The organism is Aeromonas sp. R4-1 (genome assembly GCF_040908325.1).
Lineage (GTDB): Bacteria > Pseudomonadota > Gammaproteobacteria > Enterobacterales > Aeromonadaceae > Aeromonas > Aeromonas veronii.
This window is the reverse complement of record NZ_JBFODM010000098.1, coordinates 144,987-158,601: the sequence shown is the minus strand read 5'-3', so window position 1 is coordinate 158,601 and position 13,615 is coordinate 144,987. Positions and strand designations below refer to the sequence as shown.

Sequence of the window (13,615 nt, the reverse complement as noted above, 5' to 3'; positions counted from 1 at the left end):
GCCCCCTTGGTTTCAGTGCTGTTGGCACTCTGATGTCAGTGCGACTGCCCGGTGATCTCATCCTGGGGCTTGTGTTGCCACACAGCGCCGAGCAGCAGCTTGAGCAGCAGTCCGGGCGGGTTGTCCAGCAGCTTGCCGGACTCCAGCAGCAGCTGACCATCGGCGCGAAACCCGAGGCTTGCATCTATGGTGCCATCCTCCGAGACCACCTGGATCAGGCCATTGAGGGCGGAGCGCTCGCCGGGCTGACAGCGCAGCCGCAGCTCGCGGGGTTCCCCCAGCAGGGTGAAGGCGCGGCTCAGCGGGGGCGAGTCTTCATAATCGGGCCAGTTGAAGAAGTGATACTGCTCGGCCAGGGCGCCCGCCTGCTGGCAAAACTGGTCGAACAGTTGCCCGATCGCCTGATACTCCTGATCGAGTCGTCTTGCCTGTTCTTCAATCCGTTTCATTGTTTACTCCTTGTCTATCCACTTGATCAGACATTGCTTTTCTGACCCCGTGACTGCCGTTTTCCAGATATGAGGCCAAATGGCTGCGAGGTCTGTGAGCCAGATCGAAGTTTCAGCCTGAAAACGTTATCTTGTTGAAACTGGATGGTTTTTTTGCCTTTCCGCTCACATTTGAATCGATTTCCGCTGATTAATATGGCACCGCCTGGCAATGACCGGGTGCTCGACTATCGAGACTAACTACAGCGGGAATTATAAAAATATGGATATGAAAAAGACCAAAGTGGCGCTGGTAACAGCCTCACTGCTCGCGCTTTTGTCTGGCTGTAATGACAACAGCTCTGATGCCTCCGGTGTGAACCCCGTCCCCCCTACACCGCCTACACCTGAAGTCACCGATGGGCCTGTCGCTCGTCTGCCCAAGATGGATCCCCCGAAAGAGTTGCTGGTTGCCGGCGAAAATCAGGTGGTCATTGCGCTGGTGGATACCCAGTCGGCAGCCAAAGGGGCCAAGGCACCGTTTGACAGCCACAGCCTGCACCTTTGGAACAACGATGCCTGTAACGCTACCTCTGATAGCGGCCTGAATACCGGGTGGGATGACAAGAGCAAGACTCCTGCCACTGCCGACAGCTTTGGTCCGGCCTGGGTCGTGCCGCTCAAAAATGTGGAAGGGTGCATCAACTTTATCGCTCGCAACGGCGATCTGGCCAACCTGACCGGCAGCGATATGAAGGTGAGCTTCAGTGAGCATCCGGATCGCACCGTGGCTATCGTCGCGGGCAAGAAAGATCTGTTTGGCAGCCGTGCCGAAGCCTTTACCGCCGCCTTTGGCGTGGCGGGGGCCAGCGCTCATCTTATCGATGGCAATACCCTGATTTGGCAAGGGGGCAAGGGGGCAAGGACAAGCCCCACGTTCGCCTCTATTACACCGACTCGGGCACCATCAAGGCTAATGCCGATGGGGTGTTCGATTTCCCCTATATCAGCCTGACCGCGACCAGCCTCACTGCCGAGCAGCAGGCCAAATATCCGCATCTCAAGGATGCCGCCGCCTTTGCCCTGCCTGCCGGTAAAGATCTCAAGCCCCTGCTCAAGGGGGAACTGGTGGCTATCGGCACCGATGCCGACGGTATCCTGCAAGGAGCGACCCTAGTGCAGAGCGCCGGCGCCCTCGATGCGCTCTATGCCCCAGAGGCGACCAAGCTGAGCTATGGCGCCGTGGTAGAGGGCAACCGGGTGACCTTCCGCCTCTGGGCGCCGACCGCCAAGTCGGTCAAGCTGGCCCTCTACAACGCCAGCCACCAGAAGAGTGGTGAAGTGGCCATGACTTTCGACAGCGCCAGCGGCAGCTGGAGCTACGAGGGGAGCAGCGAGCTGATCGGTCAGTTCTACCGCTACGACATGGAGGTCTACCACCCGCTGAGCCGCAAGGTTGAGCACTATGAGGTGACCGATCCCTACTCCCTGAGCCTCGCGATGAACTCCGAGTTCAGTCAGGTAGTGGATCTCGACGATCCGGCCCTGAAACCGGAAGGATGGGACAGCCTCAAGGCGCCACATAGCCAGCAGAACCCCGCCGACATCACCATCTATGAGGCCCATATTCGCGACCTGACCGGTAACGATGCCTCCACCGATGAAGAGAAGCGCGGCAAGTTTGTCGGTCTGACCCAGCCCGACTCTGTACCGGTCAACCATCTGAAAGCGCTGGCAAAAAGCGGCGTCAGCCACCTGCACCTGCTGCCGGTGTTCGATATCGCCACCGTCAACGAGGACCCGGCCAAGGTGGCCAATCTCGGCGATGACTTCAGCAAGCTCTGTCAGGTCAATCCGGATGTGAAAACATCCAAATTTGGCGGCTATTGCGGTGGCGGTCAGACCGTGGGAGATGTGCTGGCCGACCTGCAAGGGGGCGACAGCAAGGATAATCCGCAGGTGCAGGAGCTCTCCGGCTATCTGCGCGGCGTCGACTCCTTCAACTGGGGTTATGATCCCTACCACTACACCACGCCGGAAGGCTCCTACGCCACCAACGCCGAGGGCACCAAACGTATTCTGGAGTTCCGCGAGATGGTCAAGGCCATCAAGCAGAACATCGGCATGAACGTGGTGATGGACGTGGTCTACAACCACACCAACGAATCCGGGCTCGGCCCCAAGTCGGTGCTCGACAAGATAGTGCCCTGGTACTATCAGCGCCTCAATCCGGAGACCGGCTCGGTGGAGAACTCCACCTGCTGTTCCAACACGGCGCCGGAACACGCCATGTTCGCCAAGCTGATGGATGACTCTCTGGTCACCTGGGCGCGCGACTACAAGATCGACGCCTTCCGCTTCGACCTGATGGGCCACCATCCGAAAGATCAGATGGTGCAGGCGCTGGCCGCGGTGAAGAAGGTCAATCCCGAGATGTACTTCTACGGCGAGGGGTGGAACTTCGGCGAAGTGCAGGATGACAAGCGCTTCGTGCAGGCTACCCAGAAGCATCTGGGCGGTACCGGTATCGGCTCCTTCTCCGACCGCTTGCGCGATGCGGTGCGCGGCGGCAGTCCGTTCGACGGTGGCGATTCCATTCGCAAGACCCAGGGCTTTGGCAACGGTGCCTTCGTCGATCCTAACGAAATGAGCAAGGTGGATCTGGCGACGGCCTTGCACCAGTCCGATCTGGTGCGGCTCGGCATGGCGGGCAACCTCAAGGAGTTCGTGCTGACCGACAAGGATGGCATGCCGAAGAAAGGCGCCGAGATTGACTACAACGGTCAGCCTGCCGGTTATGCCCAGGATCCGGTGGAAGTGCAGAACTATGTCGACAAGCACGACAACCAGACCCTGTTCGACAACCTGATCTACAAGGCATCTGCCGGAGCCGATCTGGTGCGGATGCAGGGGGTATCGCTGGCGACAGCCATGCTGGGTCAGGGCATTCCCTTCACCCACGCCGGTGTCGAGCTGCTGCGTTCCAAATCCATGGAGCGGGACAGCTATGACTCGGGCGACTGGTACAACAAGGTCGACTACACCCTGGGCGACAACAACTTCGACAAGGGGTTGCCGCGCAAGGACAAGGATGGCGACAACTATCCGCTGATCGAGCAGGTGCTCGGCAAGCATGCCAAGCCGGGCTCGGCCGAGATGGCGCAGATGGTGAGCTTCTATCAGGAGCTGGCGGAGCTGCGCAACTCCTCCCGCCTGCTGCGTCTGGGCAGTGGCGCCGAGGTGATCAAGCGGGTCGACTTCCGCAATACCGGCCCGGATCAGGTGCCCGGCCTTATCGTCATGACGGTGGATGATGGCGTCAGTGCCGGGGCGGATATGGATCCGGCCATCGACGGTCTGGTGGTGATGATCAACGCCAGCAACCAGAGCCAGAGCATCGGCGATTTCCGTGATGGCAACGATCAGCCCATCGATCTGAGCGGTATGGTGCTAAGCAGCAAGCATCGCGCTGTCGACAGCATCGCCAGTGGCGCCGCCTATGATAACGGCCAGCTGACGCTGGGGGCCTGGTCTGCCGCCGTGTTCGTCAAGCCGCAGTCTGGTGCACAGGGCGCGGGCCTGCCGGTCAGCAAGAAGACCGACCTGAGCACCCTGCCACCGTTTGGCAACACCGATATTTATCTGAAGGGGTTCCTCGATGAGTGGGGTAACACCAACCAGATGACCTTCAGCGGCAACTTTATGTATGAGTTCACTACCGAGGTGAGCACCGACAAGCTGGGTACCACCAACGTCAAGATCGCTGACGCCAGCTGGGGGCCGGTCAACTACGGCAGCTGCAACGCTGGTGACAAGCTGGTGGTCGGCACTCCGCTGACCCTTTGCAAGGGGGGAGAAACCGGCAATATCGGTGTCGATCTGGCCAAGGCAGGCAGCTACAAGTTTGTCTTTACCGCCATGAACAAGGACAAACCGACCCTGAGCGTCAGCTTCACCGAGCCGGTGCAGAGCTGCAAGGTGCTGGATACGGTGGCGGGCAATCCGCTCGGCTACAACCTGTTCGTCAAGGGTGAGCTTTCAGGCTGGAATGCCCAACCTCAGTACCAGCTGAGCTACAAGGGGATGGACGGCGATCTCGCCATCTATCAGGCGGCGTTCAACTATGCCGGCAGCACCGAGTTCAAGGTCGCCAACGAGGACTGGAGCAAGGAGTACCTGCTCAACGGTGGCGGCGCGGTGAACGCTGAAACCGGTTATTCGTTCGCCTTCTCCAAGGGGGGCAGTGCCAATAACAGCATCACCCTGCCGCAGGGGCTGTGGAGTGTGCTGGTGAAGGTTGACCCGGCTGGCGTCAAGGCGGGTACTGCCGTCATTCAGGAGTGCAGCGTCAAGTAAGCAAGCCATTGAGTCCGGGGGATGGCTCGGCGCCCCCGGGTTGAATTCCACCTTGCCAAGGGTGGGATAACTCCGAGAGAGTAAGCAAAGCGCGACTGCCGACCGGCAGGCGCGCTTTTTCTTTTACGGGGAGCAGTGAGAGAAATGAGAGGAAAAAGAAAAGCCGTCCCGGTTGGGGTACGGCTTTTGGTTGGGATGCTATCGGCTGGCTTAACGCTTGCGCAGCAGGCGCAGGGCGTTGGCGGTGACCAGTGCGGTGGCACCTGTATCGGCCAGCACCGCAATCCACAGGCCGGTGATGCCGAGCAGACTGGTGACCAGGAAGATGGCCTTCAGTCCCAGCGCCAGCGCGATATTCTGGTGAATATTGGCCAGCGCAGAGCGGGAGAGGCGGATCATCGCGGCGATGCCGCCGAGCTGGTTGTGAGTCAGCGCCGCATCGGCGGTCTCCAGTGCCACGTCGGTGCCGCCACCCATGGCGATGCCGATACTGGCCCGCTTCATGGCAGGGGCATCGTTGATGCCATCACCGATCATCGCGACTTTCTGCGAGCTGGCGAGTTTGGCAATCTCATCGACCTTGCCCTCCGGCAACAGGCCGGCGCGCCAGCCCATCCCGAGTTCACCGGCAATGGCCTCGGCGGCGCGGGGATTGTCGCCGGTCAGCATGATGCTCTGCAGGCCGAGTCGGTTGAGCTCTTGCAGCGCCTCTGCCGCTTCCGGCCGGATCTGATCCCGCAGGGCCAGCAGGGCCACCGGCAGAGCCTGTTCGCTGCTGCTCTGGCAGAGCACGACCACCGTCTTGCCCTGCTTCTCCAGCATGGCAATCTGGGCCTGTTGATCTTTGCTCAGCGTAGCTATCCGGCTCGGTGCCAGCAGTTGCCACAGTTGACCGTTGATGCGACCCTCAACCCCCATGCCCGGCAGGGCACGCAGGTCGCGAGCCTCCGCCAGCGTCAGCCCCTGTTCGGTCGCGTTGGCGACCACGGCGCGGGCCAGCGGGTGGTGGGAGCACTGCTCGATGGCAGCCGCCAGTGCCAGCAGTTCGGTTTCCGGTTGGCCATTGAGGCTCACCAGCTCGGTCAGTTGCGGCTTGCCCAGCGTCAGTGTGCCGGTCTTGTCAAAGGCGACGGTATCGATATGGGCCAATCGCTCCAGCGCGGCACCACCCTTGATCAGGGCCCCCTGACGGGTTGCCGCAGCCAGCGCCGAGGTAACCGCTGCCGGGGTGGAGATGACCAGCGCGCAGGGGCAGCCGATCAGCAGCAGCGCCAGTCCGCGATAGATCCACTCGTCCCAGCTCTGGCCAAAGGCAAGGGGCGGCACCAGCACCACCAGCAGGGCAACCAGCATCATGGCCGGGGTATACCAACGGCTGAAGCGGTCGATAAAGCGCTCGATGGGGGCGCGCTGGCTCTCGGCCTCCTCGATGAGGTGCAGGATGCGGTCGATGGCGTTGTTGCCCGGTTCCGATACCACCTCAAGACGCAGCACCCGATCGGCAGCCAGACTGCCGGCTGGCACCTTGTCACCCTGACGGCGTTCCACCGGAATGGATTCACCGGTCAGGGCGCTCTCGTCAAACGCACCGAGCTCATCGAGCAGGCGGGCGTCGGTAGGCAAGCGGGCACCCGGGGCGATTGCGATAATATCGCCGGGACGCAGCTCATCGGCAGCTACCTCTTCCCGCACCTCGCCCTCGGCAGTGGTACGGATCCGCAGCGCCTTGTCAGGCACCAGCGCCATCAGGGCGGTCACCCCGGCCCGGGCGCGTCCGGCGGCGTAGGCCTCCAGATGCTCACCCAGCATAAAGAGCAGCAGCACCATGGCCGCTTCGGCGGTTTCACCGAGGAACAGGGCGCCCACGGCGGCGACTGTCATCAGCGTCTCGATGGCGAAGGGGGAGCCGCTTTTGGTCAGCGCCCACGCCTTGCGAGAGATGGGCCACAGACCCCAGAGGGTGGCCAGGGTAAAGAGTGGCTGACCGAACTCTTTCGGCAGTAGGGCGGCGACCAGCATCAGGCCGGCCAGTGACAGGGGCTGCCAATATTTGCCCAAAAAGTTACCGAATAGATTGCCTTGCAGGGGCTGTTGTGACGCTTGCTTACGGCCAGCTGCCTGCTTGTCAGCACTTTCCCCCTTGAGCTGGAAACCGGCGGCCAGCACGGCGGCGGTGACGGGATCGGGGGAGAGGCCGGGTGCCAGATCCACTACCAGCTTCTCGGTGGCAAACAGCACGCGCGCCTGTTGCACGCCGCTCACCCGGCTGACGGCGGTCTCGATCTTGCGGGCGCAGCTGGGGCAATCCATCCCCAATACCTGCCAGCTGTGGCGGCTGTTGCCTTGCACCGGCGCAACCAGCGGGTCGGCAGGGGGCATATCGTTCTCATGCTCATGCTCATGCTCATGCTCATGCTTATGATCGTGAGCTGGCGATAAGGGGGCGCTGCAGCACGCTTGAGCGTGACAGCTTCCTCGGGGAGGCTCTTCATCCCCGGGGGATTCATTGCCGTCACGGGATGTGTGCTCATGAGGCGTCTGGGTTGAACAGCAACTGACGGGCGTGGTGTTGTCGCAGCAGTGGCTATCGTGGTGATGTTCACTCTGGCCGGGGGCCGCCTTGCTGACGGCCTTGATGGGGGCGGCGTGCTGATGATTGCAGCAGGATTTGCTCATGATGAGTCCCTCTTGATGGATCCCGCCCCTGCGAGATCCCTGATTACTGAGAAGGAGTCTAAACCTTGGTGTTAAGTCCAAGGTCAACCCCTTTATATCCCTTGTCTTCGCGGGTGTTTGTCTGGTCCCGCCGCCCCTATACTGATCACCCGGATTTTTACTACACCAATAAAGGACATAACACATGAGCAACTCAGTCACTCTGCAAGGCAACCCGGTTTCCGTCGCTGGTCACTTCCCGGTCGCCGGTGAGCAAGCCAAGCCCTTCTCCCTGGTGGCCAAGGATCTCTCCGACGTGACCCTGGCAAGCTTTGCCGGTCAGCGCAAAATCCTGAACATCTTCCCGAGCGTCGATACCCCGACCTGCGCGACCTCTGTGCGCAAGTTCAACGAGCAGGCCAGCGCGCTGGATAACACAGTTGTACTGTGCATCTCCGCCGATCTGCCGTTCGCCCAGTCCCGCTTCTGCGGCGCCGAAGGTCTGGACAAGGTAGTGACCCTCTCCACCCTGCGCGGTGCGGCCTTCATGGAAGATTACGGTGTTGCTTTCTCTTCCGGCCCGCTGGTAGGGCTGACCGCTCGCGCCATCGTGGTGCTGGATGGTGACAACAAGGTGCTGCACAGCGAGCTGGTCGCCGAAGTGGCCGACGAGCCGAACTACGCTGCGGCGCTGGCCGTGCTGTAAGGCTGCAAGCCATAAAAAAATCCCGCTTCGGCGGGATTTTTTATGCGGGAATTGTCTGTTCAGGGGGTTGCGGGCAGGGTGGTTGCCGGTTCAGCCTTGGCGGGTGGGGAGGGTTGCCACTCCACATAGGGGCGGTGGATCTTCTCGTAGATCTCGGCCAGTTTGCCGGTGGCAGCCAGCTGATCGATGGCTTGCCGGAGAAATTCGTCCATCTCATCACCTGCAGCCCCTTTCTGGATGATGAAGACATCCTCGAAATCCCCGAAAAATTCTCGCCTGATATTGGTCAGCCCCAGCTGCTTGAGCATCAGGTCGGCCTCCTCTTGCGCCCAGACAAAGGCGTCGATACGGCCGCGTGAGAGCTTGCGCAGTGACTGCTCGATACTCATCGATCGCTGCACCGGGAAGGGCATATAGTCGGGAACCGCCTCGATTAGCAGGTCCCGTTTGGTGGGCACTATGCCGTAGGCCATATCTGTGGTGACCGGATAGGCGGTATTGCTGTAAATCACATGGGCAACTTTGCCAAAACTGCGGGTGCTGAAGCGATAAGCCAGCATATCGATATCCTTTAGGTTGCGGATGGCGGGCAGCCCCAGATCAGCCTTGCCGGAGATCACCCCTGCCATGGCACGGGCGATGGGGTAGATGGTGATCTTGATGGTCACATCGGGGTAGAGATCATCGATGGCGTGCACCAGGTCGACAAAGGGGCCTGTCTTGTCGGCATTGATCAGCCCCGGCAGCTCGCCAAGGTGGGCATTGAGGATGCGCGCCGGTTTAGGCGGCTCGGGGGCAGCGTCGTTCTTCGGAGTCTGCGACAGGCCGAGGGTGGCGCTGCCGAGCAGGGTGACCACGAGCAGCAGAAGGGGGATGTGTCTGGTCATGGCCGGTCTCTCTTGGTGATGGGTCAGCTAAAGTGTAGTCAGCCGGTCGCCAGCGTCCCTCGGCCAGGCCATCATGGATAGGGTTTTACTTCTCGGCCCCCGCTCACTAGACTTCGCCTCCCACTTCTTTGTTGACGTAGCGCCATGACCTTTAGCGAACTTGCCCTTCATCCCGCTCTGCTTGCCTCGTTGCCCGTCACCTTGCAGACGCCGACCCGCATCCAGCAGCTGGCCATTCCGGCGGCGCTGGCGGGGCAGGATCTGCTGGCACTGGCCCAGACCGGCAGCGGCAAGACCCTGGCGTTTGGCTTGCCGCTGCTGCAACGGCTGGATCCTTCCTCCAGTCAGGTGCAGGGTCTGGTGCTGGTGCCAACCCGCGAGCTGGCGACTCAGGTCACTGCCGCGCTTGAAGAGGGCGCCGAGGCGCTGGGGCTGCGCATCGTGACGTTGTGTGGGGGCGTTGTGCAGGAGCGGCAACAGGCCGAGCTGGCGCTGGGGCCACAGCTGCTGGTGGCGACGCCGGGGCGGCTGCGGGATCTGCTGACCCAACAGGTGCTGGGGCTGGATGGTTTGCAACTCTTGGCGCTGGATGAGGCGGATCGCCTGCTGGAGATGGGCTTTGCTCCCGACATCAAGGCGCTGCTCGGCTTTATTCCGGCGGATCGCCAAACCCTGCTCTTCTCCGCCACCTTGCCTGCCGAGCTGGAGGCGCTGGCCAACGGCCTGCTGTGCGAGCCCACCCGTATCGAGGCCAATCCCCTCAACAGCGTGGTGAACGAGATCGAAGAGCGACTCTATCTGGTCAACAAGAGCAGCAAGGTGCCAGCGCTCATAAGCCTGCTCAAGGAGCAGGAATGGCCGCAGGTGCTGGTCTTTATCAGTGCGCGGGATGATGCCGACGGGGTGGCCAGAAAGCTGGCCAAGGCGGGCATTGCGGTGGCCGCCCTTCATGGCGAGAAGGAGCAGGCGGTTCGCGAGCAGGCGCTCGGCGATTTCAAAGAGGGCAAAATTCGGGTGCTGGTGGCCACCGACCTGATGGCGCGCGGCATCCATGTGGAGGCGCTGCCGGTGGTGATCAATCTGGATCTGCCCGCCAGCGCCCCTGTCTATGTACACCGCATTGGTCGTACCGCCCGGGCTGGCCGCGAGGGGCTGGCCATCTCGCTGGTTTGTCATGGCGAGAGTGACATGCTGCAAGCCATTCGCACCCTGACCGGCCGCGAGCTGTCGTTGGGCGATCTGGCTGGATTCCCGGTTACCGACCAGCCTGCCAGCGGGGGGGCAAGCGCCCCCCTCGTGACAAGCAGGCCAATCGCCGTACTCAGGCCAAACGCAGCGTCAAGCAGTTCAAGGGCAAGCGCTGACCTCAGGGTTTGCCTTGCTCCCGCGCGAAGAAGTCACGACGCCACTGGCTCAACACCTCCTCCTTGTGTTGTTGCCACAGCGCAGGATCCATCTGCTGTTGGCTGGCCGCCAGTTGCTGCTCCAGCTCGGCCAGCTCTCGCTGGTAGCGGCTGCGTTGAGCCAGCTGTTGCTGGCGCGCCCCGGCAAACGCCAGCGTGGCTTCGGCCTGCTCTGCGGGCAGGAAGTGATGGGCCAGGGTGGCCAGCTCCTCATCTCCCCACAGCTGACGAGCTTGCTGCAGGCGGGCATCAGGGTTGAACAGCTCGCCTGCCAGATCCGGATGATCCACCGCCCACCGATCCTGCAAGCGGCTGAGGGCGTCCAGCCGCTCGGCCAACGGTAACTGCTCGCTCTCCTGTGCCAACTGATCCAGCGCCAGGGCATAGCGCCCCTGTAACCGGATCAGACTCTCCCCCTCGCTCAGCCACCCGGCCTCTGTTGCTTCCAGATTGCTCACGCGCTGCGCCAGCGGCAACTCGCTGTCGCTGATCTCGCTGGCAAGCTGGTTGATCAGTTCATCCGGCATCGCCTGCCAGCTGCTGGGCACTTCTTTGCTTTTGCCATCCATCCCCTCAGCGTTTGGTATGCGGGGAGGCGGGCTCCCCGGTTCTGCTGGCAACTGCACATCGGCCGGAGAAGGCGTTGCCGACCGTTCTGGCGATAGCGGGGACTGCTCTTCCTGCCAGCCCAGATTCACCAGCAAAAGGGTCAGGATAGCCAGTGCCAGTATCCCGTAACGGCGAGTCATCGGCTGATCTCTCCCTTGACCGGGAAGTGATCGGAGAGGTTGCTGGCGGGCCAGAGGCTGGCGGCGTTGCTGCGCGGGATCCAGACCGTGTTGAGGTTGTGGCGTACGGCGCCGTACTCCCGGCTCACTACCAGGTAGTCCAGATACTCGATGTTGGCGCCACCGGAGAGCGGGCCACCGGCATAGGGGTTGATCCTGGGGTCGAAGGTGGCTTCGGTATAGCCGCCATAGGCGGGTTCATGGGCGTTCAGATTGGCCAGCATGTTGGCGTAGTCATCGGCAAATTTGCGTTTGTTGACGTTGAAGTCACCGCCGTAGATGACGGTGTCGCTGGCGGGGATCTTGAGGCTGGCAGCCAGAGAGCGGATCTGACCGAACTGGATCTGGCGCAGCTTGCGCGCCTCGTCGGTGTCGAAGCTGGCGGTGTGGGTGGCGAACAGGTGCCACGCCTTGCCCCCCTTGATCACCTCGGCGTACATCACCCCTTTGTCGGCGAAGCAGTCGGTGCCGGTGCATTGGGGATAGACCAGCTGGCCCTCTCGCACTATGGGATAGCGGCTGACGATCACCACGCCGCCGTCATGAATGTTGACCCCGGGCTTGTCGAGTACTTTGGTCTGGTAGGGGTACTCTTTCGCCAGCGCCTGCAAAAAGCCCTCGCGGCGGCCATCGAATACCTCTTGCAGCAGCAGGGCGTCATAACCCTTGAGATAATCAGGCAGCAAGGTCAACCGCTCGCCGATGCTGGAGGCGATGACCGGCAGTGCCCAGACGTTGTAGCTGGCCACCTTGAGCCTGTGTTCTGCCGGTTCCGGTTGCTCCTGTTTTTGGGGGGGCGTGATCATATAGTGCAGATCGTCGTAGCGGCCGGTGAACTTGGCGGCAAAGGCCAGCTCTTGTGGCCCGGCAACGCGATGGATCGCCCGATCGTTTTGCCAGCCAGATGCGCCGGTTGGCGTTTCGCCACCGTGCTGCAAGGTGGTGTTCCACCAGGTTCCCTCCATCAGCTGGTTGAGCCGATAGACGTCGCCACCCGCTGTGGTCACGCGGGTTTCGAACAGATAGCTCTTGCCCGCCTTGACCCCCTCATAGCGATTGAAGCTGAGTACCATGGCGCTCTCCCACGGGCCCAGCTCGGTGCGGTGCTGGCTCCACTGACTGCCGGGTTGCAGCTGGCCGCTGCCGCTTTGGCGGATGTCGATCTGAAGCGGTTCAGGACTGTTGTTGGTGAGATAGACATCGGTATCGGCCAGTGCCAGTTGCGGGAACTGGCTGACCAGCAGCAGGGCGGCATAACTGAGGGTTTTCTGCATCACAGGATCCTTTTGGTTGCAGGGCAATGGAAAGTGACTGTTATGGCGAATGCAGAGGTCAGTTTGTTTACATTTTGGTTACAAGCAAATGAATTGGTTTTGTTTGGAGCTTTGTGGAGGTGTAAAGCGAGCGAGGCAGCACGCTTAAAGAGAGAGGGAAGAGCGAGGGAAGGCGCCCGTGTCAGGCGCCTTCAGGAGTTAGCGGTGGGCCAGCGGGTAGGTGAAGAGCGCCAGATGGGCGAAGTTGAAGGCGAAGTGTACTGCGATGGCGACGCTGAGACGGCCGCTTAGCTGGAAGGCCAGGCCATAGCAGCAGCCTGCCAGGGTCGCAAACAGCGCCAGCAGTGGGCCACCGGGCAGGTGGATGGCTCCGAACAGTAGCGCAGCCACGACGATGCCAATCCAGAGGCGGTAACGCTCGGTCAGCTCCTGCTGGATAGCTCCACGAAACAGCGCTTCTTCCGCCACGCAGGTGAACAGCAGATTGTTGAGTGCAAACAGCCACCACCAGTGGGGCAGACCCACTTCCGGTTTCAGTGCCCCCAACTGCCAGGCGATGACCAGCAGGGCACCCAGCGGCAGCAGCAACAGGGCCAAAGAGCGCCAGCGGATTGCGCCCCCCTTACCCAGCAGCATCGGGCAGGCCAGCAGCAAGCCAAAGAGCAGCAGCGGCTTGTCGAGGTTCAGATACATGTTGAACGGCACGCTGGCGGGGCCTGCCAGCGCCTGATCCAGCACCTTGAGATTGCTGAAGCCGGGGATGAGGTGCAGGGTCAGCGCAATCGCCCAGAGGATCAGCACCACTCTGGCCGCCATCGCCCAGCGGGCGGGGAGGGTTGGCGTACGCCACGCCAGCAGTAATCCTGCGACCGAGACCAGCAGGGCGGGTAGCGTCATTCGCTCAAGCCACAGTGCCAGCAGCAGGGAGAGTCCCAGCAGAGCAAAGGCGGGAAGACGCTGGCGGAAGAGGGCAAGCAGCACGGCCAGCGCCAGCGCGCCCCAGATAAATGAGTCGGGGAGGGGTAACATTGGATCTCCTTGATCGAGGCAGGCGGCAACCTTAACAAGTGGGCGTCAGCAGGACAACCGCGCAGGAGGTGGTCGGATCCCTTCTCTAT

The 13,615-nt window shown here is 61.7% G+C and carries 7 protein-coding genes and 2 pseudogenes; 3 read left to right on the top strand and 6 right to left on the bottom strand.

What is annotated here, in order from left to right:
• Nucleotides 1–35 precede the first annotated feature (35 nt).
• On the bottom strand, nt 36–449 hold the full coding sequence (locus AB5Y90_RS19080; RefSeq protein ID WP_139441936.1) for a hypothetical protein: 414 nt from the start codon (nt 447–449) through the stop codon (nt 36–38).
• 262 nt (nt 450–711) lie between these two features.
• Here AB5Y90_RS19080 and pulA point away from each other — a divergent pair.
• A pseudogene (gene pulA / locus AB5Y90_RS19075) lies at nt 712–4,784 on the top strand (pullulanase-type alpha-1,6-glucosidase).
• Nucleotides 4,785–4,994: 210 nt separating this feature from the next.
• Here the strand turns inward: pulA and AB5Y90_RS19070 are convergent.
• A complete protein-coding gene (locus AB5Y90_RS19070; RefSeq protein ID WP_368167570.1) occupies nt 4,995–7,460 on the bottom strand; it encodes a zinc/cadmium/mercury/lead-transporting ATPase in 2,466 nt (821 codons plus the stop codon).
• 184 nt (nt 7,461–7,644) lie between these two features.
• On the opposite strand from AB5Y90_RS19070, the gene tpx reads away from it, so the two are divergent.
• Nucleotides 7,645–8,145, top strand: coding sequence for a thiol peroxidase (tpx, locus tag AB5Y90_RS19065; protein ID WP_021230929.1), 501 nt, complete (start codon nt 7,645–7,647; stop codon nt 8,143–8,145).
• A 59-nt stretch (nt 8,146–8,204) separates the two neighbouring features.
• On the opposite strand, the gene AB5Y90_RS19060 is transcribed toward tpx, so the two are convergent.
• Entirely contained in the window at nt 8,205–9,032 is an 828-nt protein-coding gene (locus AB5Y90_RS19060) for a transporter substrate-binding domain-containing protein (protein WP_201953693.1), read from the bottom strand.
• 144 nt (nt 9,033–9,176) lie between these two features.
• On the opposite strand from AB5Y90_RS19060, the pseudogene AB5Y90_RS19055 reads away from it, so the two are divergent.
• Nucleotides 9,177–10,396: pseudogene (locus AB5Y90_RS19055) on the top strand (DEAD/DEAH box helicase).
• 2 nt (nt 10,397–10,398) lie between these two features.
• On the opposite strand, the gene AB5Y90_RS19050 reads toward AB5Y90_RS19055, so the two are convergent.
• From AB5Y90_RS19050 to AB5Y90_RS19040, 3 genes are all read right to left on the bottom strand, one after another.
• Nucleotides 10,399–11,184 (bottom strand): hypothetical protein, encoded by a 786-nt coding sequence (locus AB5Y90_RS19050; RefSeq protein WP_368167569.1) that lies wholly within the window; start codon nt 11,182–11,184, stop codon nt 10,399–10,401.
• Nucleotides 11,181–12,497 carry a sphingomyelin phosphodiesterase gene (locus AB5Y90_RS19045; protein ID WP_307895569.1) on the bottom strand — a complete coding sequence of 439 codons (1,317 nt, stop codon included), beginning with the start codon at nt 12,495–12,497 and terminating at the stop codon, nt 11,181–11,183. Before AB5Y90_RS19045 ends, AB5Y90_RS19050 begins: the two co-directional genes overlap by 4 nt.
• A gap of 198 nt (nt 12,498–12,695) precedes the next feature.
• Entirely contained in the window at nt 12,696–13,526 is an 831-nt protein-coding gene (locus AB5Y90_RS19040; RefSeq protein WP_307895568.1) for a CPBP family intramembrane glutamic endopeptidase, read from the bottom strand.
• Nucleotides 13,527–13,615 lie beyond the last annotated feature (89 nt).